At 39.5% G+C, this 24,927-nt stretch carries 29 protein-coding genes and 2 riboswitches; of the genes, 4 read left to right on the forward strand and 25 right to left on the reverse strand.

The genetic code is table 11. The features are described from left to right. Nucleotides 1-59: 59 nt before the first annotated feature. The 8 genes from holB to IGI63_RS06830 all read right to left on the reverse strand — a co-directional run bounded on the left by holB (nt 60) and on the right by IGI63_RS06830 (nt 6,216). On the reverse strand, nt 60-1,010 hold the full coding sequence (gene holB / locus IGI63_RS06795) for a DNA polymerase III subunit delta' (protein WP_002389791.1): 951 nt from the start codon (nt 1,008-1,010) through the stop codon (nt 60-62). Nucleotide 1,011: 1 nt separating this feature from the next. Continuing rightward, a complete protein-coding gene (locus IGI63_RS06800) occupies nt 1,012-1,341 on the reverse strand; it encodes a cyclic-di-AMP receptor (RefSeq protein WP_002356367.1) in 330 nt (109 codons plus the stop codon). Nucleotides 1,342-1,360: 19 nt separating this feature from the next. Continuing rightward, nucleotides 1,361-1,999, reverse strand: coding sequence for a dTMP kinase (gene tmk, locus IGI63_RS06805; RefSeq protein WP_002356366.1), 639 nt, complete (start codon nt 1,997-1,999; stop codon nt 1,361-1,363). Between the two features lie 208 nt (nt 2,000-2,207). After that, nucleotides 2,208-2,804: a recombination mediator RecR gene (gene recR / locus IGI63_RS06810; protein ID WP_002356363.1), complete on the reverse strand. Its 597-nt coding sequence runs from the start codon at nt 2,802-2,804 to the stop codon at nt 2,208-2,210. A 175-nt stretch (nt 2,805-2,979) separates the two neighbouring features. Then, the gene (tenA, locus tag IGI63_RS06815) at nt 2,980-3,642 is read right to left on the reverse strand and encodes a thiaminase II (protein WP_002362330.1); all 663 of its coding nucleotides are present in this window, start codon (nt 3,640-3,642) and stop codon (nt 2,980-2,982) included. Nucleotides 3,643-3,653: 11 nt separating this feature from the next. Next, nucleotides 3,654-4,307 carry a CbiQ family ECF transporter T component gene (locus IGI63_RS06820; protein WP_002362491.1) on the reverse strand — a complete coding sequence of 218 codons (654 nt, stop codon included), beginning with the start codon at nt 4,305-4,307 and terminating at the stop codon, nt 3,654-3,656. After that, entirely contained in the window at nt 4,298-5,656 is a 1,359-nt protein-coding gene (locus tag IGI63_RS06825) for an ABC transporter ATP-binding protein (RefSeq protein WP_429975546.1), read from the reverse strand. The genes IGI63_RS06820 and IGI63_RS06825 overlap by 10 nt, the downstream gene beginning before the upstream one ends. Further along, nucleotides 5,653-6,216, reverse strand: a complete 564-nt coding sequence (locus tag IGI63_RS06830) for an ECF transporter S component (RefSeq protein ID WP_016626139.1) — start codon at nt 6,214-6,216, stop codon at nt 5,653-5,655. Before IGI63_RS06830 ends, IGI63_RS06825 begins: the two co-directional genes overlap by 4 nt. A 104-nt stretch (nt 6,217-6,320) precedes the next feature. After that, a riboswitch (TPP riboswitch) is annotated at nt 6,321-6,411 on the reverse strand. Nucleotides 6,412-6,589: 178 nt separating this feature from the next. On the opposite strand from IGI63_RS06830, the gene IGI63_RS06835 reads away from it, so the two are divergent. Together IGI63_RS06835 and IGI63_RS06840 are read left to right on the forward strand one after the other, a co-directional pair. After that, the gene (locus IGI63_RS06835) at nt 6,590-7,375 is read left to right on the forward strand and encodes a TraX family protein (RefSeq protein WP_429975547.1); all 786 of its coding nucleotides are present in this window, start codon (nt 6,590-6,592) and stop codon (nt 7,373-7,375) included. Nucleotides 7,376-7,538: 163 nt separating this feature from the next. Beyond that, nucleotides 7,539-8,900 carry an MFS transporter gene (locus IGI63_RS06840; RefSeq protein WP_002362334.1) on the forward strand — a complete coding sequence of 454 codons (1,362 nt, stop codon included), beginning with the start codon at nt 7,539-7,541 and terminating at the stop codon, nt 8,898-8,900. 50 nt (nt 8,901-8,950) lie between these two features. On the opposite strand, the gene IGI63_RS06845 is transcribed toward IGI63_RS06840, so the two are convergent. After that, a complete protein-coding gene (locus IGI63_RS06845; protein WP_010706833.1) occupies nt 8,951-10,141 on the reverse strand; it encodes an MFS transporter in 1,191 nt (396 codons plus the stop codon). Nucleotides 10,142-10,285: 144 nt separating this feature from the next. Between IGI63_RS06845 and IGI63_RS06850 the strand changes: the two genes are divergently transcribed. Continuing rightward, the gene (locus tag IGI63_RS06850) at nt 10,286-10,642 is read left to right on the forward strand and encodes a winged helix-turn-helix transcriptional regulator (protein ID WP_002356348.1); all 357 of its coding nucleotides are present in this window, start codon (nt 10,286-10,288) and stop codon (nt 10,640-10,642) included. Nucleotides 10,643-10,734: 92 nt separating this feature from the next. Here IGI63_RS06850 and thiD read toward each other — a convergent pair whose 3' ends face one another. The 8 genes from thiD to galE all read right to left on the reverse strand — a co-directional run bounded on the left by thiD (nt 10,735) and on the right by galE (nt 18,251). Continuing rightward, nucleotides 10,735-11,565, reverse strand: coding sequence for a bifunctional hydroxymethylpyrimidine kinase/phosphomethylpyrimidine kinase (thiD, locus tag IGI63_RS06855; protein WP_429975548.1), 831 nt, complete (start codon nt 11,563-11,565; stop codon nt 10,735-10,737). Then, nucleotides 11,562-12,197 (reverse strand): thiamine phosphate synthase, encoded by a 636-nt coding sequence (thiE, locus tag IGI63_RS06860; protein ID WP_002368794.1) that lies wholly within the window; start codon nt 12,195-12,197, stop codon nt 11,562-11,564. The genes thiD and thiE overlap by 4 nt, the downstream gene beginning before the upstream one ends. Next, nucleotides 12,194-13,012: a hydroxyethylthiazole kinase gene (locus tag IGI63_RS06865; RefSeq protein ID WP_429975549.1), complete on the reverse strand. Its 819-nt coding sequence runs from the start codon at nt 13,010-13,012 to the stop codon at nt 12,194-12,196. Before IGI63_RS06865 ends, thiE begins: the two co-directional genes overlap by 4 nt. Next, nucleotides 12,996-13,484, reverse strand: a complete 489-nt coding sequence (thiW, locus tag IGI63_RS06870; RefSeq protein WP_002356342.1) for an energy coupling factor transporter S component ThiW — start codon at nt 13,482-13,484, stop codon at nt 12,996-12,998. Before thiW ends, IGI63_RS06865 begins: the two co-directional genes overlap by 17 nt. 140 nt (nt 13,485-13,624) lie before the next feature. Beyond that, a riboswitch (TPP riboswitch) is annotated at nt 13,625-13,713 on the reverse strand. 147 nt (nt 13,714-13,860) lie between these two features. Further along, nucleotides 13,861-14,175, reverse strand: a complete 315-nt coding sequence (locus IGI63_RS06875; protein ID WP_002384048.1) for a YbaB/EbfC family nucleoid-associated protein — start codon at nt 14,173-14,175, stop codon at nt 13,861-13,863. A 20-nt stretch (nt 14,176-14,195) separates the two neighbouring features. Beyond that, entirely contained in the window at nt 14,196-15,956 is a 1,761-nt protein-coding gene (dnaX, locus tag IGI63_RS06880) for a DNA polymerase III subunit gamma/tau (protein ID WP_002356340.1), read from the reverse strand. 71 nt (nt 15,957-16,027) lie between these two features. Further along, entirely contained in the window at nt 16,028-17,278 is a 1,251-nt protein-coding gene (locus IGI63_RS06885; RefSeq protein WP_033592909.1) for a UDP-glucose--hexose-1-phosphate uridylyltransferase, read from the reverse strand. Beyond that, the gene (gene galE / locus IGI63_RS06890) at nt 17,259-18,251 is read right to left on the reverse strand and encodes a UDP-glucose 4-epimerase GalE (protein WP_002388439.1); all 993 of its coding nucleotides are present in this window, start codon (nt 18,249-18,251) and stop codon (nt 17,259-17,261) included. Before galE ends, IGI63_RS06885 begins: the two co-directional genes overlap by 20 nt. Nucleotides 18,252-18,518: 267 nt before the next feature. On the opposite strand from galE, the gene IGI63_RS06895 reads away from it, so the two are divergent. Next, entirely contained in the window at nt 18,519-18,686 is a 168-nt protein-coding gene (locus IGI63_RS06895) for a DUF3042 family protein (RefSeq protein ID WP_002356337.1), read from the forward strand. A gap of 162 nt (nt 18,687-18,848) precedes the next feature. On the opposite strand, the gene IGI63_RS06900 is transcribed toward IGI63_RS06895, so the two are convergent. The 8 genes from IGI63_RS06900 to IGI63_RS06935 form a co-directional block, all read right to left on the reverse strand. Continuing rightward, complete coding sequence (locus IGI63_RS06900; RefSeq protein WP_429975550.1) at nt 18,849-20,687, reverse strand: FAD/NAD(P)-binding protein; 1,839 nt, start codon at nt 20,685-20,687, stop codon at nt 18,849-18,851. A 13-nt stretch (nt 20,688-20,700) separates the two neighbouring features. After that, nucleotides 20,701-21,051 carry a DUF488 domain-containing protein gene (locus IGI63_RS06905; protein WP_002362343.1) on the reverse strand — a complete coding sequence of 117 codons (351 nt, stop codon included), beginning with the start codon at nt 21,049-21,051 and terminating at the stop codon, nt 20,701-20,703. Between the two features lie 121 nt (nt 21,052-21,172). Further along, a complete protein-coding gene (locus IGI63_RS06910; protein WP_002356334.1) occupies nt 21,173-21,571 on the reverse strand; it encodes a rhodanese-like domain-containing protein in 399 nt (132 codons plus the stop codon). 15 nt (nt 21,572-21,586) lie between these two features. Beyond that, on the reverse strand, nt 21,587-22,558 hold the full coding sequence (locus tag IGI63_RS06915) for an ROK family glucokinase (protein WP_002356333.1): 972 nt from the start codon (nt 22,556-22,558) through the stop codon (nt 21,587-21,589). Beyond that, nucleotides 22,559-22,777: a YqgQ family protein gene (locus IGI63_RS06920; protein ID WP_002356332.1), complete on the reverse strand. Its 219-nt coding sequence runs from the start codon at nt 22,775-22,777 to the stop codon at nt 22,559-22,561. A gap of 17 nt (nt 22,778-22,794) precedes the next feature. Next, nucleotides 22,795-23,505, reverse strand: a complete 711-nt coding sequence (locus tag IGI63_RS06925) for a rhomboid family intramembrane serine protease (RefSeq protein WP_429975551.1) — start codon at nt 23,503-23,505, stop codon at nt 22,795-22,797. A gap of 10 nt (nt 23,506-23,515) precedes the next feature. Beyond that, the gene (locus IGI63_RS06930; RefSeq protein WP_429975552.1) at nt 23,516-24,058 is read right to left on the reverse strand and encodes a 5-formyltetrahydrofolate cyclo-ligase; all 543 of its coding nucleotides are present in this window, start codon (nt 24,056-24,058) and stop codon (nt 23,516-23,518) included. A gap of 87 nt (nt 24,059-24,145) precedes the next feature. Then, entirely contained in the window at nt 24,146-24,916 is a 771-nt protein-coding gene (locus IGI63_RS06935) for an alpha/beta fold hydrolase (protein WP_002356329.1), read from the reverse strand. Between the last annotated feature and the right edge of the window lie 11 nt (nt 24,917-24,927).

Below are 24,927 nucleotides of genomic sequence, written 5' to 3' on the forward strand. Positions count from 1 at the left end.
TGAAACAACTAAGTTCCTACTATATTATGAAACTGAATGCCACTTGGCACTTTTTTCCTTTATGATTTAGGGTGAATCATTTGGATAACTAATTGTTCACAAACATTTTGCCAACTAACATTGGCAGTCCATTTTTGGCGTGCTTTCAAAATTAGCGCCAACCGTTCCGCCTGCTCTTCCGTTATTTTTTTGGCTTGCTGTGTCGCAACACTTTCTTCCAATAATTGACGGTAATAAACCATGAGCAAGTCAAAGCTAAGCGCTTGTTGTTCTTTTTCCTTAAATACTTTGACCATTTTCTTCTGAACGTAGATAAATGCCTGTAAATCATTACTTTTTAGATAATTAAACCATTGCAAAATGATTTCCCTAGCTTCATTAAACCATTCATCTTGAGAGATTTCAACTGCTTTCTCAAAACTATTTGTCAGCTCAGCTAAAAGGGTTGCAGTCTTTTCACCAATCCCCTGTTTGATTAAGCGATCAATTAATGTTTTTTTGACTAATGGTTGAAAATGTAAGGTTTGGCATCGTGATTGAATCGTTGGTAAAATTCGAGAGAGCGAAGTGGTTTCTAAAATAGCTAAAATTTGTCCTTCTGGTTCTTCTAAAAATTTTAAGAGACTATTAGCTGCGCCGGTACTCATTTTATCTGCTTCTTGAATTAAGAAAACTTTTTTAGCAGTCTCGACCCCACTTTTAGAAAACTCCGCTTTTAATTCACGGATTTGGTTCACTTTGATGGTTTGCCCATCTGGCGCAATTCTTAAAACATCTGGATGTTCATTTTCATTAATCCGCACACAATTATGGCATTCGTTACAAGGCTGTTGATTTACTAAATTCGTACAAAAGACATGTTTCGCCATCCATAAGCCAAATTCTTGTTTTCCAGTTCCTGTATCTCCTTCAAAAAGATAAGCATGGGCAAGACGACCATGCTCAAAACTTTTTTGGAGTTGCTTGTACAGCAAAGGTTGCATTTGCTGTAGCTGTTGTGCTTCATTCATCTTAATATTGATGGAATCCTTCAACTGGTAAGACGAAGCAAGTAGCGCCGCCTACTTCAACTTCCACAGGATAAGGAATTTGGCCATCCATTGTGATATCTAAAGTCACAGGTGTTGAAACATATTGTTTTCTTGATTGACATGTTTCTTTAATTAAAGCTAATGTTTCGTCGACACGTTCATCATCAATCCCAATAATAAATGTGCTGTTTCCCGCTTTTAAGAACCCACCTGTTGAGGATAATTTTGTAGCACGAATATTGGCATCAATAAATTCGTTGGCTAATCGGTTACTATCTTTGTCTTGTACAATGGCTAAAATAATCTTCATGGTCTACACCTTCCTATAATTAAAAGTTTTCTGGATAACGTTCAATAATCGCCTGATACGTTGCTTCTACGACAAGTTCTAAACTCATCCGTGCATCAATCTTTTTGATACGTTGTGGATTTTCTTCTGCTAATTTCAAATATTCATGACGAACACGTTGATGAAATTCTAATCCTTCTGAATCTAAGCGATCAATTTGCTGTGTTCGATTTTCTTGAATCCGCCGTAAGCCAGTATCTGAGTCAACGTCTAAATAAATTGTAAAATCTGGTGAGACACCTTCTGTCGCAAACGCATTAATTGAAGCAATGGGGGCAATCCCAATTCTACGCCCAGCGCCTTGGTAGGCTAATGAGCTGTCAACAAAACGATCACATAGGACTAAATGACCCGCTTCCAAAGCTGGCAAGATTTTTTCCACTAAATGTTGACGACGAGCAGCTGCGTAAAGTAAAGCTTCTGTTCGCTCATCCATTCTGTCATTTCTTGGATCTAAAATAACTGTTCGAATCTTTTCGGCAATCGGTATGCCGCCTGGTTCTCTTGTAGTGACAATTTTTCGTTTTGACTCTTTAGCTAATCTTTCAGAAACTTCCTTCAAAACACTGGTTTTGCCAGCGCCATCTGGACCTTCAAATGTGATAAAAATACCCTGCACGTGCGAAAACTCCAATCAATTTTTACTTGTATCTATTATACTTCATCTTGCTCTATCAGTCTAATTGAAATCCTTATGTCCTATTTAAAGTGATGCATCTGCTGAAAAAAAGAAACTGAAAAAGAAGTACGGAAAAGCTTGAACTGCGACATTTTCTCACAGAAACGACCTACTTCGATTTCAACCTCTTTTTCCAACGATGTTTCTTTTAAATTTCTCGACGTCCTTCGACTGCTTTCAGCAAGGTTATTTCGTCTGCATATTCAATATCGCTGCCGACAGACAAGCCGTGTGCCAAACGAGTAACGGTGATTCCAGCTGGTTTAATGAGCCGTGATAAATACATCGCCGTCGCTTCTCCTTCAGTGGTAGCGTTGGTTGCTATAATGACCTCTTTCACTTCATCATCGTGCAATCGTTTGATCAAAGAGGCAATATTAATATCTTCTGGTCCTGTTCCTTCCATCGGTGAAAGCACCCCGTGGAGTACGTGATACAAGCCTTGATATTCACGCATTTTTTCCATTGCCATAACGTCTTTTGGTTCTTCCACTACTAAAATAATACTACGGTCACGATTTTTATCTTGGCAAATTTCACAAGGATCTTCTTCAGTAATATTTCCGCAAATACTACAGAAATGGAGATCTCTCTTGACACTAATTAGCGCTTTTGCAAAAGCATTAGCATCTTCTTCTTTCATATCAATTGTATAAAAAGCAAGCCGTGTCGCTGTTTTTTGACCAATTCCTGGTAATTTCATATAACTTTCAATCAATTTTGCAATCGGTTCTGGATAATTCATGAGGCTTCTACAGTCCTTTCTTAGCAAGGCGTTTCTGTTATTACTGAGCGAGTTACAACAGATTTTGCGTCACTGAATATCTTATCACGCCCTGTCAAAAAAGCAACTGACAATTACTGCTTTCTAATACAAAAACAAGTCGTTAGTTACGAGCACTAAACGACTTGTTTTTGTATTAACCAATCCAGGTTTCGTGTGTATAGGCCATTTCCCAAAAAGCGTATTCCATCTCACTGCTGATAACAAAAGCGGTGATCATAGCTGCTTGTTCTTGTGGTGAACTTTCTTCATATAATTGGTCTAACAGTTGGCGTTCCTCTTGGACGTGTTGGTACGCTTCCTCCCCAGCATAGGTTTCAATCCAACGTTGGTACAGTGGCTCTGGTGAGTGTTGTTTGACTAACTGTGCACCAATTTCTTGATAGAGCCAAGAACAAGGCAACATACTTGCTGCGGCCGTCTTAGGCGTTCCTTCAATAAGTTGGCGATACATATGAGAAACATAGTGATAAGCGGTTGGTGCAATCGGTGTCGCTGCAACTTCTTCTTCCGTAATTGCTAGTTCTTCAAAAAAAGTTTCACGAATAGCTAATTCGCCCAACGCGAGATTTTCCGCATTTGTTAAGAGTAATTTTTTCAATCGAGGTTGTTGCGTTTGTGCCGCAATCAAGCGATAAAGTTGACTAAAGTGTTTTAAATAGTAATGATCTTGAATTAAATAGTAGCGAAAAATCGTTGGACTCAAGGTTCCTTCATGTAACTCTGTGATAAAAGGATGCTGAAAACTTCCTTGCCAAGAAGCTTGCGCTTGTTCTTTGGCTTGTTCTGTAAATGTCATAGGTTTCTCCTTTACGTTAGAAAAATAAACAAATTTGTAAAAATGATGATCAAAATAGCAAGCCCCAGACTGACTTTTGCTGACACAAAATGCTCTTTTCGACTTCTGGTGGCTCCTTCTTCATAGCCATGGGCAGACATTGCTTCCGTATATTTATCTCGCCAAGAAACAGCAACGAGCAGTGTTTTAACATAAAGCATCGGCGACCAAAAATGAAACGTTTTGCCACGGAGTAGGCTTGCTTCTTTTAAATCATTAATTTCTCTTTTCACTTCCGGTAAGGCGTGAACCACCACTAAAATTCCATAAACAAAGTTTGGTGCTAGCCCCTTTTGTTCCAATAACAACAATAATTCTTCAAAATCAACGCCTACAGCAAAAGCTAGTCCTAAACCGGCAAAGGCATACGTTCGACTAAACAAAAGCCAGGCTTGTTGACTACTCGTACCATGCAAATAAATAGACCAAAACGTCCCGATTGCTGGTAAAAGTGGCAAGAAAAATAACCAAAGCAGTAAGCGGGATTTTCGCTGGCCTATTAAAAAAATGACACAACCCATAAAAACCGCCAAATTTGCCAAAATTGACTGAGAAAAAGATAATTCAAAGGTCAAAATAAGAATCAAAGAAGCATAAATTGCTGCATTTGTTTGCTTTATTTGCATGTGGTTCCCTCCTGCCAGATAATCAGTTGTTGCTGCAGCAATTCTATTCGGTAATTGCTCACGCCAGAGAGAGGTTCTAGCCGATGCGTGACGATTAGAAAATCTTGTTGCGCACTTTTTTCTTTGATCCATTCAACAAAATAATTGCATGCTCGCTCATCTAATCCAGCAAAAGGTTCATCTAAAAGTAAACAGTCCAAATCTAAGCTCAGCAAACTAATTAATTGCACCATCTTTTTTTGCCCTTCACTTAGTTGAAAAACACTGTGCTCTAGTTTTTCTTTTAAACCTAAAAAAATTAAGGCTTCCTCTTGTTTTCTTCTTTTTTCTGCTGTCATGTTCTGACCAAACAAAAGCTCTTCTCGTAAAGTCAACGTGACAAACTGACGATTGGCTTGTTGCACCGCTAATGTCATGTGTTGATACAATTTTTTTGAAGCCCGCAAGCGGCGGCCCGCCAAGAACATTTTTCCTTGATATTTTTGTCTCTGAACGATGGCTTTTAATAAGGTGGATTTCCCCGCCCCATTTGGCCCCGTCAACGTGGTAATTCCTTTAAAAAAAAGCGCTTCTTTTTCTTCAAGTAGCACTCGTTTTCCCTGAGACAAACGAAAATTTTTCAATTGGAGCATTGGTTGTTTTACCACAGAAGTTGTAAGCTGAAATGTCTGCGGTTTTGTTTTGATAAACGTCAACGGTTGCTTTTCAAACTGGCCATTTTTCAACGTGACGACTTGGTCCACAACATCAGCGTAATCGTTGAAATCGTGGTCGCACACCAAAATCGTTTTGCCTGCTTGATGGAGTCTTGCTAAAATTTGAATAAATTGTTTTCGAGAGGTTGGATCAATGCTTGCAAAAGGTTCATCTAATAAAAGAATATCTGGGTTCATTGCTAGCAGAACTGTCAACGCCGCTTTTTGTTTTTCACCACCAGATAACGTCGCTAATTCTCGTGTGAATAAGGTTTGAGTCTGAACAAGTTGAAGCGCTGTTTGGATTTTTCGATTCATTTCTTCAGGCGGGATTCCTAGATTTTCTAAAGCAAAAATCAGTTCTCGTTCCAAGGTTTTCATTGTAAATTGTTGACTGGGATTTTGAAACAGCATGCCAATTTTTTGCGCCTTTTCACGAGTTGATAATTGTCGGCGTTCCATTCCTTCAATCAAAATTTCTCCTTGGTAATCAAGCGGAGCAAATCCGGCAATCAATCGTAAGAGCGTTGATTTTCCACTACCACTATCGCCAATTAATAAGGAAAACGTTCCTTGAGGAATTGCTAAATTTGTCTTTTCAAACAAGGGTTGTTCTCGTGAAAAGGACACAGCTTTTAATTGGATACTATTCATTTTGCCTTCACAGCTAACCCTTGCGCAGACTGATACATTCGTAAAATAACTTTCGTTAAGAAAATACCAAAGAAACAAATAGAAACGAACCGAACGCTAATTAAAGCAATGTTCATCCCCAGACCGTAATTGCCATAACCAAACTTAAAATATTCATACACATAACTAAAAATAGTCGTCCCAATCGCACTATAAAATAACGTTAGTGTATCGTACCGTTTGTAGCGTGTCGCAAAAAAGCCACTTTCACTACCTAGGCCTTGAATCACACCAGAAATTAATACACTAGGTCCGAAATACGAACCATAAAGCATTTCTGCCAAAGCGGCTAAAACTTCCGCCAAAACAGCACTTCCCGCTCGTGGAATCAGCATCGCTGCAATTGGTGCCACCATGGTCCACATTCCAAATAAAAGCTCATTGGCAAATGGACTCAGTCCTAATGGTAACAGCGCAGCATTCAATAACGCATAGAGGAACCCTGCCCCCATAAAAACACCGCCAAACAAAAAGGCTAAAAAAGCGAGTAAGACGACTTGTTGCAATGACCATTTTTTCAATAAAAAAACTCCTTTCTCTTAACAAAAAGCAAAAGGAGTGACTTAAATAAACCCTGATAAAAGAAAACACACTCATCCTAGGACAGAATGAGTGCGTGAAAAATCAAAGTAAATCGGCATTTCCCTGCGACAGTACTAACTGCATCAGGTTCAATGGGTATCATCTCAGCCATAACAGCACCCCAAATGTTTTTTATTAAAATGTACTTTTACTATAGCATAGAATAATTATAAAAACTAGTCTTGGCACTTTTTTCTTTCATCAAAAGCTGAAGAAATCAAACAATTTTGTAAGATAACTGTTAGGCAAATAAATGGTTGGTTTTTCTGGACTTTGTTATATTGTTCTTTATGAAAGAGAGGCGTTTATACTATGGGTAAAACATTAACTGGCTTTCACTTGAAAGTCATTGGGGTTATTTCAATGGTCTTTGACCATCTATTGCAATTTTTTAGTTTTTTAGGCGTGCCTGGTTGTTTCGGATGGATTGGACGAATTGCTGCACCTATTTTCTTATTTGAAAGTTCTGAAGGCTTCATTCACACAAGCAATCGGCGAAAATACATGTTCCGGTTATTGTTAGGCTTCTGGATTATGGGGATTCTGAACGGCATTTTAAATGCGTATTTTTCAACAGGTGGCTTAATTATCAATAATATTTTTGGGACGTTATTTTTAGGTACGGTCTACATGCAGTCTATGGACTATTTTAAACAAAAACAAATTGGTAAAGGGCTTCTTTGGTTTATTGTGCCTTTATTAATCAGTGCTCTACCTCTCGTTGTTTTTAGTTCTCCAGACATATTAAGCAACCCTGCTATCTTAATTGGTTTCCAAATTTTCAATCTGATTGTGCCATCACTAATGATGACAGAAGGTGGGTTTTTATTTGTTCTCTTGGCCGTGGCTTTTTATTTATTCCATGGCAAAAAGTGGTTACAAATTTCAGCAATTGGCGTTGTTGCGTTGATTTCAGCAGCCAGCTATAATTTCCAAGAACTATTCGGGGTGAACCACCAATGGATGATGATTTTAGCAGCGATTCCAATTGTTCTTTATAATGGTGAAAAAGGCCGTGGCATGCGGAATTTCTTTTATATTTTCTATCCAGCTCACATTGCTATTTTTGCAATTATTAGTTTCTTCATGCAACGTTAATTATTTTCTGCTTGACGATTGCCTAAAAACTGTTTACAATGCAACATGTAAACAAATCGTACAGATAACACGCAAGTTGCGTGTCGAGAGAGAGGCGGTTTCTATTCTTATAGAAACTGCTTCTATTTTTTTACGAAAAAATGAAAACTATAGAGGTGATTAAATGGAACAAAAAAACGTACGATTATTCCCTGCCGTTTTAGCGACAGGAATTATGTCTTTTGCTGGCGTATTAATTGAAACAGCAATGAATGTAACCTTTCCGACATTAACAAAGGAATTTGGTGTTTCCACCGGTACCGTGCAGTGGGTGACAACGATTTATTTATTAGTTATTTCTATCATGGTGCCCTTATCCAATTATTTATTAAAAACCTATTCGTTAAGACGCTTATTTATTGTTGCGAATCTTTTCTTTTTGATTGGTTTAGCGATTGATGTCTATTCGCCATCTTTCAGTATCTTGTTATTAGGCCGACTCTTCCAAGGGGCTAGCACTGGGATTGCTTTGCCACTGATGTTTCATATTATTTTGAACTTTACCCCGCTGGAAAAACGGGGAACGATGATGGGGGTAGGCACATTGACCACTTCAATTGCTCCAGCCATTGGTCCAACGTATGGTGGAATTTTAACATCTTCCCTATCTTGGCACGCCATCTTTTTATTCTTAATTCCTGTTTTACTGCTTTCTTTGTTTATGGGATTATCTGCTATTCCAGAAATACCTGTTAAAAAAACCACCACTCTTGATTTGGTTAGTTTAATTGGTATTGCCCTGTTATTTAGTGGTTTGTTGATGTTTTTAAGTAAAATTGGTACATTGTTTGGCTGGCTTTCACTTCTGGCAGCCGTTATTGGCTTTGTTATTTTTTATAAACGAGCAACAACCGCTGAACAGCCACTAGTTCGTTTGACAATTTTAAAAAATCCCGCCTTCGTTTTATTTTTATGTGGCTTTTTAGTTTGTCAATTCTTATTGTTAGGTATTTCCTTTGTCTTACCAAACTTTGTTCAAATCGTCCTTGGAAAAAATGCGTTTGTAGCTGGGCTAGTCATGCTGCCAGGTGCTACAGTCGGGGCCATTTTGGCACCACTTTCTGGACGAGTGTTGGATCAATACGGCGCTAAAAAACCTATATTATTTGGCTTAAGTTTGGCGACAATCGGTTGGCTAGCTTTAACAATTTTACTAGAGATGCCTGTTTTATTAGGATTCGTCGCTGGACATGTTACCTATATGATTGGTCTAGGTTTTGCATACAGTAATATGATGACGACTGGTATGAGCTTGTTAGAGGAGAAAGATTTTGGCGACGGCAATACGTTATTTAATACACTTCAACAATTTTCTGGCGCTATTGCGACGGCCATTGTAGCGACGATTATTAATATCGCTCAAGACCACGCAGATAATTTTGCTCAGGGGACAACGATGGGCTCCCTCATTTCTCTGATTTTCTTGTTAACCTTATTAGTAATTGTTTTAATTGCTTGCTGGAATTATTTCCGCAAAAAAGCTTAAAAAAAAGCAGCTGGTCAGTTACATAGTGACCAGCTGCTTTTTTTAGTTTTCTAAAGATAGTTGTTTTTTTGTTCTTCTTGCTTCCGAATATAAAGTACGAACAAGACAGCAATTAGCACGATAAAACCACCAAAAATCGGTGTATATGTTACTGATAAATGATCTGTGACTACCCCACCTGTCATTGAGCCAACGGTAATCCCAATATTAAAGGCTGCAATATTAAAAGCTGAGGCCAAAGTGATATCTTCTGGAACATACTTTTCCGCTAATTCTACAACATATAGTTGTAAACCAGGTACATTCATAAAGGCAAATAGACCCAACATCAAACTTGCTAATAAGCCTAGAAGACTGTTATCCATTAAAACAGTAATAAATAAAAAGACTAAGGACAGAATTAATAAGCTAAACATTTTTACTAACGAATCTAAAGGTTTTTTATTTGCCCAGTGACCACCTACTGTATTGCCAATTGCGACCATTACGCCATAAACAACTAAAATAATCACTACCGCGTTGGCTGAAAAGCCTAAATTTTCCAATAACGGTGACAAGTACGTATATGCAGCAAACGTTCCACCATAACCAAAAGCAGTAATTAGAAAAGAGAAAACGAGGGGTTTGTTCGTAAAAATCCGCGTGATTCCTTTTATGTCAACCTTCCCTGGTATCGGTAAATTTTTGGGAACTAAAAAATAACTAGCAATCAGTCCCACCAAGCCAATACTGGCTATAAAAAGAAAGGACATATGCCAAGCTGTTTGTTGCCCAATAAACGTCCCTAAAGGTACACCAGTCACTGTTGCAACCGTTAAGCCCGTAAACATAATAGCAATGGCGCTGGCACGACGTGATGGCGGCACAACATCTGCGGCGATGACAGTCGAAACAGACATGAAAATGCCATGCGCCAATGCAGAAAGTATCCGCCCTACCAATAAAATAATAAACGTTGGCGCAAACGCAGCAATTAAATTCCCACTAATGAAAAGAAGCATAATCCCTAGCATTAATGAGCGACGATTCCATTTTCCTGTCAAAATTGTTAATAACGGCGCCCCAATCGTCACACCTAAAGCGTACAAAGAAACAGTCAAACCTGCTTGGGAAAGACTAATATGAAAACTTTTAACAATCATTGGTAATAAACCCACACTAATAAATTCTGTTGAACCGATTGCGAAAGCATTGATAGCTAATGCAAAGAGCGTTAAATTTGGTGAAATTTTCTTTTCCATTCTCTTCCTCCTAAAAAACATTTGAATTTCAACAAAAATTACTATATACTAAGATTGAAATTTTGATAAGTACCTACTTTTTTGTATCATAGGTACCTTTTAGTAACTTTTGGTTATTATCAACCTATTAAGGAGGAATGTTTTTTGGAAACTCGTACATATGCGATTGGTGTCGAAGCAACGATGGATGTTATTGGCGGCAAATGGAAACCAATTATTCTGTGTAATTTACGGCACGGTGCCATGCGCCCCAGTGATTTAAAACGCGGCATTACTGGCATTAGTCAAAAAATGCTGACACAACAATTACGGGAACTCGAAGAAGACAACATTATCGAGCGAAAAGTTTACAACCAAGTTCCACCAAAAGTCGAATATTATTTAAGCGATTATGGTCAAAGCCTCTCTGCTGTCTTAGATAACTTATGTAATTGGGGAGAATCCCACGTGGCTCATTTGCAAGAACAAGGCCAAGAAATTTATTTAAAATGTGAAGATTAGTGAACAAAACGTTTATAAACTATATTAAGAGGGAGCTTTAAGCTATTTAGAGCCTGGGGAAAAATCATTTTAGATTTTTCCCCAGGCTCTTCTTATGCTTTAATAACTTGAATATCTTGCGTTAATTGGGCCCAATGATTAGTGGGTCCGTGGCCATGTCCAACAGAAATTGCTTGGCTAATAGCCCCTTGTATAAACTGTTTGCCAATCACAATCGCCGCTTCTAACGGCGTACCTTTTGCTAATTCGGCTGCGATACACGCTGAAAAAGTATCTCCTGTTCCATGAGTATTTTTCGTTACAATTCGTGGTGCACTTATCCAAAAGCTCGAACCGTCTTCCATTAACACATAATCAGCCGCTTGTTGATTTGTGCTATGTCCGCCTTTCATAATAATATTTTTTGTGCCCAATTGCTGTAATTTTTTTGCTGCGGTCTGCATTTCTTGTTCTGTCTTGATGGTCGTCTCTAGTAAAACTTCCGCTTCTGGTAAATTAGGTGTCACGACCGTTGCTAATGGAAACAGTTGCTCTTTAATCGTTTGAACTGCCTCGGCTTCTAACAAATGATGTCCACCTTTAGCCACCATTACAGGATCGACAATCAACGGACCAAAATCAACTTTCTGCAAATTGCGAACAACAGCTTCGACACGCTCACTATCTGCTAACATCCCCGTTTTCGCTGCCCCAATTTTAAAATCAGCCGCCAGTGATTGGAATTGTGCATCAATAAATGAACTAGGAATCGGTAAGCTATCTTGCACGCCATACGTATTTTGTGCCGTCAATGCAATGACAATATTTAAGCCAAATGCCTGCCGTGCTTGAAATGTTTTTAAATCTGCTTGCATGCCAGCTCCCCCACCAGAATCAGAACCAGCAATCGTGACTACTTGTGGGGTCAAATTATATTCGGTCATTTTCTCGCCTCCAACATTCGCTCCGTTACACGCATCAACCCTTGAACTTTCTCGGTTATCTGTTCAGCCAGCATAATTTCACTGACCAGTGAAACACCAGCCACTCCCGTTCCCATAAGTTGTTCTATATTTTCTTCTTTGATCCCACCAATCGCCACAACCGGAATCGTGACTGCTGCAGCAATTTCAGAAAGTGTCTGCAAAGAAGTTAACGGACTGTCCTTAGTCGTTGTGGGGAAAATTGCGCCCACGCCTAAATAATCGGCGCCCTCGTTTTCCGCTTCAACTCCTCGTGCCACCGTTTTGGCTGAAACACCTACGATTTTTGTGGACCCAACCAGTTTTCGCACAAGAGCAACCGGTAATTCATCATCCCCTATATGCACACCTGCCGCATCCACTGCCAAGCAAATATCGACACGATCATTAATAATCAACGGAATCTGATACGCATCTGTTACCGCTTTAACTTTCACTGCTAATTCGTAAAAGCGCCGTGTTGACACTTCCTTTTCGCGCAGTTGGACCAATGTCACTCCACTGCGACAAGCAGTTTCAATTCGTTTTAAAAATTCAGTATCACTAAAATCATACCGGCCTGTCACCAAATAAACTTTCAATTGCTCTCTCATAGCACTCGTCCTTTCACCGCCTCAAACCAATCCTTCTCCTTCATTAAAAGAGATAACTGATTTAACGTATTTTGGCGAAAATTGGCCAGCCCTTGGCTCTTAGTCTTGGCTTTTTCTCCGCAAAGATTAAAATAGCTCACTGCGGCTACTGCCGCAGTCATTGGCGCGTTGCCTTCACCTAATAAAGCGGCAACTAATGCGCCGACTAAATCGCCCGTGCCAGTGAAACAATCCAACTCAGGAACGCCATTTTGTAAGACAATCACTTGCTCTTGGCTAACCAAAACATCTTGAATCCCTGTTGCTAAAAATACCGTCTGGGGAAACTTTTGCGTTTGTTGACGTAAAGCTTGAATCAGCTCCTCAATTGCTTCTTCACTTTGATCCAAAGGGCTGCCATCCACTCCTCGGCCATGACTCACCAACTGGCAAAAAGTCCGCATTTCTGAAAGATTCCCTTTCACAACGGTTGGCTGATTGTGCACCAGCTTTTCCCCGACTTCACTCCGAATATCACTGGCGCCATAACCGACTAAATCGACTACGGTCGGTTTATTCACTTGCCGAGCATAATCACTAGCTGCTAACAAGCTTTGCTCTCGTTCTTGTGATAAATGGCCTAAATTCAAAACCAAAGCACTGGTTTGCTGAAACAACTGCGGAAATTCCCGGGGATCATCCGCCATAATGGGCTTAGCATCAATATAAAGTAATGCATTCGCCATAGACTCACACGTAATTTCATTCGTAATGCACTGAATTAATGGTGCCGTTGTCAGTGGAAAAATCGTTTCAAACTTAACGCTTGTTTTCATAAAAGTACCCTCCCAAAAATAATTCCTGTGTTTGTTTAAATACTCGAGTTTCTTTCAGTTTTACTAAGACAAGCCAAGCAATCACTGAACCAATCAGTGTGGCACCAATAAATCGTGGTGTATAAATGAACCAATAAAAATTCTGCTTACTGCCAGTAAACCAAACCATTACAGGATAGGACAATAACGAGCCAATGATGCCTGTACCAAAAATTTCCCCTAGCATCGACCAGCCTAATTTTTGTCCCCATTGATAAAATAAACCAGCAAAAAATGCGCCAAAGACGGCACCTGTTAACGCTAATGGCGGAATACCTAAGAACGTCATACGGATTAAGCCGCAGACAAGTGCCATGAGCGTTCCGTAAAGAGGACCTAATAAAACTCCGGCAATAATGTTCATGACACTGGACATAGGGGCCATTCCCTCAATTCGCATTAACGGTGATAATACGACGTCCATCGCAATCATTAAAGCCAGCAACGTAACTCTGTGGATTCGATTTTTTTCCACGTAAAAAAACTCCTTTCTGCGAGAAGCAAAAGGAGGCGCGACTGAAAAAGACAGAAAAACCCAACCACAAATAAACGTAGTTGGGTGCAATAATCGGTCAAAATTTCAAGACATTTCCCTGCGCCAGTCCTAACTGTTTCAGGTTCCATGGGTATAATCTCAGCTAATAGCACCCCAAATGTTTCTCTTCAATTGGCTTTAGTATAGCATAGTTTTTTGGAAGCGACTACTAAAATTGCCAAAGAGTTTTCCCACAAAAACAGAAAAAACGTCATGCCCAAAAAGTTCGATTTTTTGGGCATGACGTTTTTCATACTTTCGTTGGTCTTATTTTTTAGAATCCTGGCATTCCTTTGGTGTATTTACCTAAAGTTGCTTCAGTTTCTTTTTCAATTTTTACTAACGCATCGTTGACAGCCATAATGACTAAATCTTGTAGCATATCAACGTCTTCAGGATCAACCACGTCTTCTTTAATGATCAAATCTTTCATTGTGCGATCACCAGTAAATGTCGCTGTCACAAGTTGATTGGTGGCTTCACCGATAAATTCTTTTTCATTTAGCGCTTCTTGCGCTTTGGCCATTTCTTTTTGCATTTTTTGTACTTGTTTCATCATGCCTTGCATGTTGCCCATTCCTCGCATCATAATTCCTCGACTCCTTCATATTAATCATCTAGTACTTCGACAAGCTCTTCACCAAACATAGCGATTGCTTCATCTACTACTGGATTTTCTTGTGAATGTTCATTTGTTACAGGCGGTTCGTCCGCTAGACGAGCCATTTCATTTTCAGGTTCAGAATGATTCAAACTGCCCTGATTTTGGTTAATAAAACTTTGTCTTAGTTTTGGCCAGCTTTCTCTAGTAATGCAGACCATTTCTGGTGTATAGTCCATCAAACGGCTTAAATTATTATTGAAAGCTAACTGCATCTCTTCATCGTCTGTTGCACGAGCACAAACAATCTCATAGTCAAATGCCACCACGATGCCCTTAGGACTCGCTGCGACAGGTTCACTAGCTTTGAGCATCGCTCGTTGAGTCACAGATAATGTTTGCAGTAAGTCTTCCCAGACATTTTTCACATTCATTAAATGTGTTCTAGTCGCTTCGTTTAAGACTTGATATACCCGTTCTGTGGGTACACGGAACGAACTTTTTGGCGCTTGTGGTCGTGCTTGTTGACGTGGCGCATCTGCTTCTTTGGCAGCTACACCGTGTTTCTTTAATTCAGCCAGTTCTTTCTTCAGTTGCCCGATTTGATTTTGTAAATCTGCTAATTCTGGATTTCCCTCTGCACTACCATCTTGATTAGCTGTTTCTGGCGTGTTGTGTTTATTGGGTTGCACCGTTTTAGCTAATTTGACAGTGGCTACTTCCAGATAGATATTCGCATTGTTGGTAAAGCGGATCTCATTTTGTGTGTCACTTAAAATTTGGATTAGTTGGTAGATTTTTTCAGCAGGTGTTTGTGTAGCTAGTTCCTTAAATGCTTCTGTCAAAGTTCCTGCTTTTTCTGCTAATAACTTCGGTGCTTGCTGATACATCAGCAAATCTCGACAATATAATAACAAATCTTCTAAGAAACGGCGCGCTTCTTTGCCTTCGCCTAAAATACTTTCCAAACCTTCTAATGCTCGTTCAACATCACCGGCGACACAACACTGAATATAATGATCCATCATTTCATAGGTTAGGCTGCCTGTCACTTGCATTGCATCTTCCAGTGTTACTTTTTCATCACTAAAGGAAATCGTTTGATCCAAGATACTCAAGGCATCTCGCATCCCACCTTCCGCAGCACGCCCAATCACATAAAGGGCTTGTTCCTCATAATCGAGAGCCATTTCCTGCATGATATGGGCCATATGATCGACGATATCTTGCGTACTAATTCGCTTAAAATCAAAGCGTTGCGTCCGTGAGATAATCGTTAACGGAATCTTGTGTGGTTCAGTCGTTGCTAAGATAAAAATAACATTTTGTGGCGGTTCTTCCAAGGTTTTTAAAAGTGCATTGAACGCGCCTGTTGATAGCATATGAACTTCATCAATAATATAAACTTTGTACTCGGCTTGTGTCGGTGCATACTTTGCTTTATCACGAATATCACGGATTTCTTCCACGCCATTATTACTCGCCGCATCAATTTCAATGACATCATTTAAACGACCTTCCGTAATGGCTACACAGGTTTCACAAACATTACAAGGTTCACCATCTTGACTATGTTTACAGTTAATCGCTTTAGCGAAAATTTTTGCGGCACTGGTTTTACCTGTACCACGAGGGCCAGTAAATAAATAGGCATGAGATGTTTTCTTTTGCACTATCGCATTTTTCAGTGTCTGAGTAATTGCTTTTTGTCCTACTACGTCATCGAAACGTTGTGAACGCCAGACCCGATAAAGTGCTTGATAAGCCATTTTTTACCCTCCCTTATTTTTCATTCTTATCTATTATACGTGATTTTTAGTCATTCGGCATCTTTTTTCTTTTAATGAGTCACTGGCGCAACCATTGCTAAAAAAGCCGCTTTTCCTTCACTTGTTTCTGCAAACGCACTGGCTTCTTTTAATCGCTGTTGATACGCTGAAGCGACAGTTTCAAGTGCCTGCGTTTTCTGGTTGTTCCAAGTCGTTAAACCTTGGACTTCTGCTAACGTTAACGAAGGCTTTGCTTGAGGTCGACTAAAAATTAAGTCCATGACATATAAAAGTTCTTTTCGTCGGGCAACGATTTGTATCTCATCCGTTGGCAGTTTTAGCATTTGCCATTGCTCAAAAATATCATTTGCGGCTTGGGCAACTTCTGACGCATTCGGTCCCTCTAGGCGAAATGTCGCAACTGGCCAATTCACCATTCCTGCGTTGATTAAAGGATAGTTAGCTAACTCAACATATTCTGAAATGCTCGCTTCGGCTAATGGAAATTGTTGCAAACCCGTTTGATAATAGACATGCTCATTTTGTTCAAAGTCAGCATCAATCCCAGCAAAATAATGAGGAAAGACCTCAACAATTTTCAACAATTGCTGAAAAGTCTTAACTGAACGTTTCGCTGACTGATGTTTTTCAAACGCAATCACACCTTGTTGCTGATATTGTGCCTGTTTTACAAAGGAAAACCCCCAGCTTTCGCCATCTAAGTTCATTCGAATCACTCGATGGTTCGTAGTCGCAGGAAATTGCTGACTTCCCTGGTATCCTTCTGTTGCCATGCACCATTCACAGCGGGGATAGCTTTGTGCAGAGAGCGTTGCTTTTGACGCCTCACTGTGGACCTTATTTGCTAAAAAATCACCATAGACTGTTGAAAAAACAACAGGTTCTTCCTGTTCAATGACCGTACCGTTTTTTTGACAAAGTTGGTAAAAATACTCGGTAGCCTCTTGTGGCTCTTTGGCATAATGTTGTGCAAAAAAAGCATTAACCACAGAAGGTGGTGGTGTCAACAAATCCATCAATTGCACCATGAACTGTTCTTTTTGTTGCTCTGTTTTTACAAGTTGGTTGGCACTCGCAACTTGACACAATTGTTCCGCCAAATCAGCGGCGGGTGTTGCCACAGGCCGTATGTCTACTTCGCCTAATTCTTGTTCACCAATCATTGATAATAAACGGTTCTGAAGATATAAGCGATCCAATTCCATCCAACCACCTGCTTGAATAGCAAGTGTGGTAAAATCGGCAATCATTTGACTCGTGGTCATCGATTCATTCCTCCTATTACTTTTCTTGATATCCATGTGGATGAGCTTGATGCCATTGCCAAGCGGTGGCGATAATATCCTTGACCTCAGTTACTTCTGGTTGCCAGCCTAAAACTCGTTTGGCTTTTTCACTAGAAGCAATTAACGTACTAGGATCCCCTGCTCGGCGTGGCGCGATTGTCGCAGGAATTTCTTGACCTGTCACTTCGCGTGCAGCATCTAACATTTCTTTAACAGAATAGCCGTTGTTGCTTCCCAAGTTAAAGACGTCACTTTCGCCGCCATTTTTCAAATATTCTAAAGCCAAAATATGTGCTGCAATCAAGTCTTCAATGTAAACATAATCTCGAATGCACGTGCCATCTGGTGTGTCATAGTCATCCCCAAAAATACTTAGCTCTGCTCGTTGGCCCAATGCCACTTGTAAAATAATTGGCACAATATGCGTTTCTGGCGTGTGATCCTCACCAATTGAGGCATCTTTTTTTGCTCCTGCAACATTAAAATAACGCAAAGCAACATATTTCATTCCATAAGCGTTGTCGCACCATTTCATGATTTTTTCCATCATTAATTTACTTTCCCCATACGGGTTTTTAGGATTCGTTGGGGTTTCTTCTGTAATAGGCATTGCTTTTGGTTCGCCATAAGTGGCCGCTGTGGAAGAAAAAACAATGTGTTTCACTCCGAATTCTTGCATAACTTCTAAGGCAATTTGAGTGCCGTGAACATTGTTATTGAAATACATTAACGGTTTCTCCACGGATTCTCCTACTAAAGAATTGGCCGCAAAGTGCAACACCCCTTCAATTGATTCCTTTTCAAAGACACTACGTAAAAAAGCTTTATCACGAATATCGCCTTCATAGAAAGTCGCTTGTTCATGAACTGCTGAACGATGTCCCGTTAATAAATTATCAACAACAACAACGGCATATCCTTTTGAAATTAATTGATCAACGGCATGTGAGCCGATGTAGCCTGCGCCACCTAATACTAAAATAGACATAAATACGCTCCTTTTACTCTCTAATTTCTTTTTCTATTGTACCATTAAATAAGGTCTACTTCTGAATTATTTCATTTTGTAAACAGGATTTAATTTGGCCATTTCTCCTTATTCATTTTTCCTATAAAAATACAGAAAAGACTTGGTAAATTTTAACAAATCTCTAAATTAGTCGTAGAGTTTATAAAAAATCATTGTAACTATTGGATTTTTTTGCTTTTTTCCGTCATAATAGAAACAAATACAATTTGAAAGAAGGAATGAACGATGAAAAAATTTGTATCAGGTATGTTAGTCGGTACTGCTATCACAGTTGCTGCTTTAGCCGGTGTGGCTACAACTATTAAAAAAACAGTCATTGATCCAATTGAAGAAAAAGAAGATATGATTGAAGAAAACCGTAAAAAAGCGATGCGTAAACGTATTGCACGTTAAAAAATAGCTGTGACGTTGAGATAAAAAATCTAACGCCAAGAAATCAACAGAAGCGCTTCTGGCTCTGTTGATTCTCTTAAGCATAACAAGTGGTCATCCATCGCTTTGATGGATGACCACTTGTTATGCTTTCTTTTTTACCAAAGGAGCTGACTATTTTTCTTAACTATTAAAAATAGTGGCAGCAATCCGATCCATATCGCGCATATTCCAAGGATCCACACCAGGACGAGCTGCAGCGGCTGTTAACCAATGAATACCTTCTGTTGGAATACCACAACTAAAAAGGCCTGTCGCCACCTGTCCATCTTTTGTCATGACTTGATTCGTGGCAGGCACAATCAAGAGTGCACCTGTTTTGACTATTTGACCATCGGCTAATGCTAGTTGATGGAGCGTAGCTAGCTTATCGGCTAACAACTGCCTTGTTAAAGGATTCAAACTTTTTTCATTATTGACTTTGGGAATGCGCGCTTCAATTAAAAAGTGACTATTATACCGATTTTCCGGAAACAAATTAGCATAAGTAATAAATTGACCCGCTTTCATTTCGACACGCATTTCTGGCCCCAGAATCGTGACTAATCCCAGTTCAACTAACGCCTGTAGCTCTTCTGTTCTTTCAACAGAAGGTCCCACCGACAAAAAGGTATTCAACGGGGTAAACCAGTGCCACAACCACTTCTGACTCTCGTCATTCGTTAATAACCCTTCATCCAAGACAAAGCGAATCTGATCTCTTAAATCTTTTAAACTGTCTAAAGCAGTGGTCAAAGGACCGCTAAGATTGCCTTTCTCTGCTTCTTGAATATCCCATTTTAAATACTCTAGTAAAAACGAACGAAAACTTTCATGAGTGGTTTTCTTTGTTTCAGGATGTTCTAACGCTTGCCAATCAAACCAATCTTGTTTTTCAAAGTGGGCTAAGCTTTCCGGCGCTCCCTTGGTTTGAATAAACAGCTGTTGAAAGGCCTCTTTAGAAAGATGCGGATATTTTTCTTCGATTAAGCAAGTGTAATACACATATTCCACTTCTTTTTTTAAATACCCAAAAAACTCTGCGCTTGTAACCTGTCCTTTTTTACGACATTCAGCTAAATACGTTTCGGTTAAAAAAACAGGCTGATAGGTTTCCCCGTAGCCTTTTTGATTAATCCCTCGAGGATGAGAAGGAAAACCGCGACCAGAACCAGCAATAATAATAGGCTCTCTTCCAGAAGGTTCATAACGTAAGCGGCCATTTTGACGAGAAAAAACACCCCCGCGGCCAATCGTCAAGGCAGATAAATAGTCAAAAAATGCCAAACCTAAGCCTTTTAACACAACGGGTTGTTTTGCGGGTATATTGGCAAGTGCCAATAAAGCATCCGCTGCATTTTTAGGAGAAGAATAAAACAAACGATGCTCCTTTGCGTAGTCCGCAAGCTCTTGTTCAACAGTCGTTAATTCATTTTCTTGGTGACCCAAAGCTAAAATTACTTTGTCTGCCGTAAACTCAATGGATTGAGTATACACATAATAGTTATCCTCTCCTGCCCGCACAGCAGTTACTGGCTCTTTAAAAAACGTCAGCGATGTTTGTTCGTTACACCGCGTGGCTAAATACGTATAAAACCATTTTTGGTACATGCCATAAAAAGCTCTCGAACAGTGATCATTCGGTCCAAGGCGATGACATTCTTTCAACAACTCAAGATAATTATAGGGTTGTTTCTGTTGAATGTACTGCGCAGCTTCTGTTTGGGTCCATTCATAGAGAGTAGGGCCCTTGACAATTGGTCCTTCGCCACTAAAAGATTCATCTGTAAATAAAGTGACTTGGCTAATCACGGTGTTCATTAATAAATAATTAGGTTGCTCTGCTCGCCAAATTTTCCCACCTGGACCGTATGGATCAAACAACGTGAGCTGAACATTTATTTCCGTTTTACGAGCCCATTCAATGACTCGTTCTGCAGCTGATAAGCCTCTGGGTCCAGCACCTACAATTGCAATTTTCATCCAATCACCTACTCTATTTTTCTAATAATTCTTTTAAGACAACCGCTTGATTATGCACTGTATCTTTCGCCCCATAGACCAGCGTGACTACTGGCTGATTTTTTACAATCGTCTGTAACTGCTTAAACGCTGTGGCAGTTGGCTCATGTTTCAATTCTTCTTGGTATTTTTGTTTAAACTCAGGATATTTATTTGCTTCATGATTAAACCATTTCCGTAGCTCTGTACTTGGGGCCACTTCTTTGAGCCATTCATCTAACTTTTCAGATTCCTTGGATTTTCCTCGTGGCCAAACACGGTCAACTAAAACACGGTAGCCATCTTGCTCTGTCGGTGCTTCATATGCTCGCTTGATTTGAATCATCTGCCTTCACCTCTTCTCTTTATTGTAGCTCAAAAAGTGAGGACTGACAAAAAGCAACATCTCTATTAAGCTTTCCTATACAAAAAGAGTTGGTCTCAATGAAGACCAACTCTTTTTGTTATTAACTATTTCTCTTTTTCACTTTCCCAGTCCAGCCATCATAGCCGCCTTTTAAAATATAAATATCAGTATAGCCATTTTTGCGTAATAAATTAGCTGCTCGGATACTTAAAGCTTTCTTCTGATCATAAAGATAAACAGGTTGATCCTTACGAAGAGAACCAATTGTTGTTTTTAACATGCTGTATGGCATGCTGCGCGCCCCTAAAATATGCCCAGCATCAAATGTATCTTTCTCACGAACGTCAATCACTTGTGCTTTACGCATTGTTTCTTTAAATTCTTCTTCCGTCAACATTTTTGCTGAACGTTTCACCATAATTTTCAAATATAATTCATTGAATACCATCGCTAGTACAATAACTAGCAAAATGCCATTGATTACCCATAAAATACTCATTCTAAAAAGCCCTCTCTATTTCTCTTTTGAAAATTGTAATGCTAGTGAAGCGGCACCAATGACGCCGGCCTCATTACCTAGCTCTGCTAATTTGATTTTTGTACTATTTCGAACTTGCGGGAAAGTAAATTCTTGGAAATATTTTTCGACACGACTACGTAAAAATTCTCCTGCTGCAGAAACACCTCCACCGATAACCACGCTATCTGGATTTAACGTGTTACCTAAGTTTCCTGTGGCTAAGCCTAAATAGAAACAAACACGATCCACAACCATTAAAGCAAAATGATCGCCTTTTTCAGCAAATTCAAAAACGTCTTTACTTGAAACATCTTGTCCATCATCAATCGCTTGTTTCAGTTCAGAGTCACCTGCAAACTCTTCTGATAAATGACGTGCAACACGAACGACACCAGTGGCACTAGAAACAGTTTCTAAACAGCCACGTTTCCCACAGGTACAGTCAAAGCCGTTAGGATCAACCGTCACATGCCCAACTTCACCAGCACAGCCAGCAACACCGTGGAGCAATTCTCCCGCTGCAACAATGCCTCCGCCGACACCTGTTCCTAAAGTAATAAAAATCACGTCGGGATTGTTTTCCCCCGCGCCCTTCCAACGCTCACCTAAAGCGGCAACATTGGCATCATTATCTAAGGCAAACGGAATTCCTAAAGCAGATTCGATTTGTTCTTTGACAGGCTGTACAGTCGTCCAGTTTAAATTATAGGCACCTACAACAGTTCCTTTTTCAATGTCGACACTTCCTGGTGTTCCCATACCAATTCCCACAAAATCTTCTTTTTTCATATTATAAAGATCTATACGGTGACGAATACTTTCAATAATTGATGGCACAATATGCTTGCCATCTTCTAAAATATTCGTTTCAATACTCCATTTTTGTTGAACAACGCCATCAGTTGTTAAAATAGCAAATTTGATGGTCGTTCCACCTAAATCAATCCCAATAATCTTCTTATCCATTTAGTCGATTCCTTTCTGCTTCCCTCTAGATTCTTCTATTCGATGCTCTCTTTGCAAAATATGCCGGGCCTGTAAATACGTATCTCGGTCTACCAATTGACCTTCATACAATTTTTTTAATTCAATCATCATTAACTCAATATCATAAATCCGTGCACCGACATAAATATACATCCCAAACTGTTTAAAAAGTTGTTGTACATCATATAACGTTTCCATACGAAAACACTTCCTTATTATACAGGTAAACCGTATTTTTTAAAACCCAATAACAGACAAATTACGACAAGAAAAATAAAAATTAACGTGGCCATAATTCGCTCGTGCTTATTAAATGCTTCTTGACGATTTGGAACAGCAAAAGCCGTCGCGACTAATAGTCCACCGATTAGACCGCCAACATGACCCATCATATCTACAGAGCTACTAAACAAGTTAAATAACAAATTAATCACAATAAACATTGAATAGCGTTGCACCATATACATAATCGCTGGATTGTCTCTAAAATGGCGTCCTAAAATAACAAATGCGCCGAACAAACCAAAAAGCGCTGTACTAGCACCCGCTGAGACACTGTTGGGTGTCCCAAAGGCAAAACTGGCGATATTTCCAGCAATCCCACTCAATAAATAAATTCCCAAATAGCGCCAATGCCCATAAATTGCCTCAACCTGTGCGCCGATATAATAAAGAGTAACCATATTCAAAATAATATGCATAAACCCAATGTGAAGAAACATTGGCGTGATAAACCGCCAGTATTCATGATTTTGAGCTATCAGTGGGCGAACCATTGCCCCCCAATTAACTAAGTTTAAAATATTTTCTGATCCTCCAGTTAATTCCAATCCAAGGAAAACAATGATTGAAATACCTAAAAGGGCATACGTAATGAACGGCTGATTTTTTAGCCGTTTCAATTTCATTTCTGTTTGATAGTTCATTCCATTCCTCCTATTGTATAAATAATTGTTCGATTGGCTGATCAAACACTTCTGGTTGCCATTGCTCATGGAGTTGTTCACTAAAAACTAAACTACATGAATGGCCCGAAAAATGTTCCAAATAACGATCATAAAAACCACCGCCGAAGCCTATTCGATAGCCAGCACGATTGAAAACAATCCCTGGCACAATCAATAAATCAATCGCTGTAGCTGTTATTTCTGCCGCTGTTAACGGAGGTTCTTCCACGCCAAATGCACTGGTGTCATAAACCGTCTCTGGAAAGACTTGATAAAAGTGCATTTTTCCTCCTTTAAATGTTCGCGGCACCGCCACTTGCTTGCCCTCTTGCATGGCCCGTTCGAAAATTGGCTGTGTTGATAATTCTAGCGGTAACGACCGAATCATTCCGATTGTTTGTGCTTGTTGCCATTGCTGACTAGCAAACAACTGTTCATAGAGACTTGATTCTTTATGTTGTTTAATTTCTGGATGTTGTTTTAGCCATTCCAGGGCAGTTAAGCCCACTTTTCTCAACTTGTTTTTCTCCATGTACACCTTCAACCCCTTTTCTGTTAAGTTTATAGAAAGTGTTCTTAAAAAACAAGCTGATTCCCCTTTTCTCTTTGAAAAATCCCGTTATTTTTCTAACGTTTTTGACGCTTCTTTAAAAAAGTCAACAACCAAATCCATTGTTTCTCCTTTCACTAAATGCCGCTCACCGATTTCCGTTATAAATTGCGTATTTCTCGCATACGTTTTCCCAGACACTAATTGTTCAAAATCAGCCATGTCTTCATAAGGAATTTTTTCATCTTCCGTTCCATGCCAAAACAGCATCGGTCGTTCTTGTAGTCTTTCTGGCGTTTGTGATAAATCGTATTGATGTACCCAACTTAGCAACAGTGGCAAGTCTTTAGGTACAAAAATAGCAAATTCTTTCGCCCGTTGAATCACTCGCTGAATATAGCGCGCCGGATAGGGTGTTCCCATTAAGCAAGCAGCAGCTTGAATCTCAGGATGTTGGGTCATAAGAGCGCTAGTAGTAATACCGCCCATGGATACACCACCCACGCCAATCCAATTTTCTTTAATCAACCCTAATTTATGAAAATGATGGATAATTACTGGAAATTCAATTAAATTATATTGAATGCTACTCCAAAATGTAATCGAAGGAATCGTGGAAATAGGTCCTGTTTTTCTTTCTCCATGGTTCATGGCATCTGGTAAAATGACCCGAAACCCCTCGTGTGCTAATTTTCTTGCTTGTGTTAAAGATAATTCTTTAGCTGATTGCCAACCATGATAGTAAACAATTAAAGGTAATGCTTCGTTTTTTTGCTCTTCTGTTGTCACTTCTAATGCTGGAATTTTTGCTATGTAGCGATGTCTAATACTGATTTTCATTCATGATTCCT

It is taken from the genome of Enterococcus sp. DIV0086, assembly GCF_050498705.1.
In the GTDB taxonomy this organism is placed as follows: domain Bacteria; phylum Bacillota; class Bacilli; order Lactobacillales; family Enterococcaceae; genus Enterococcus; species Enterococcus faecalis.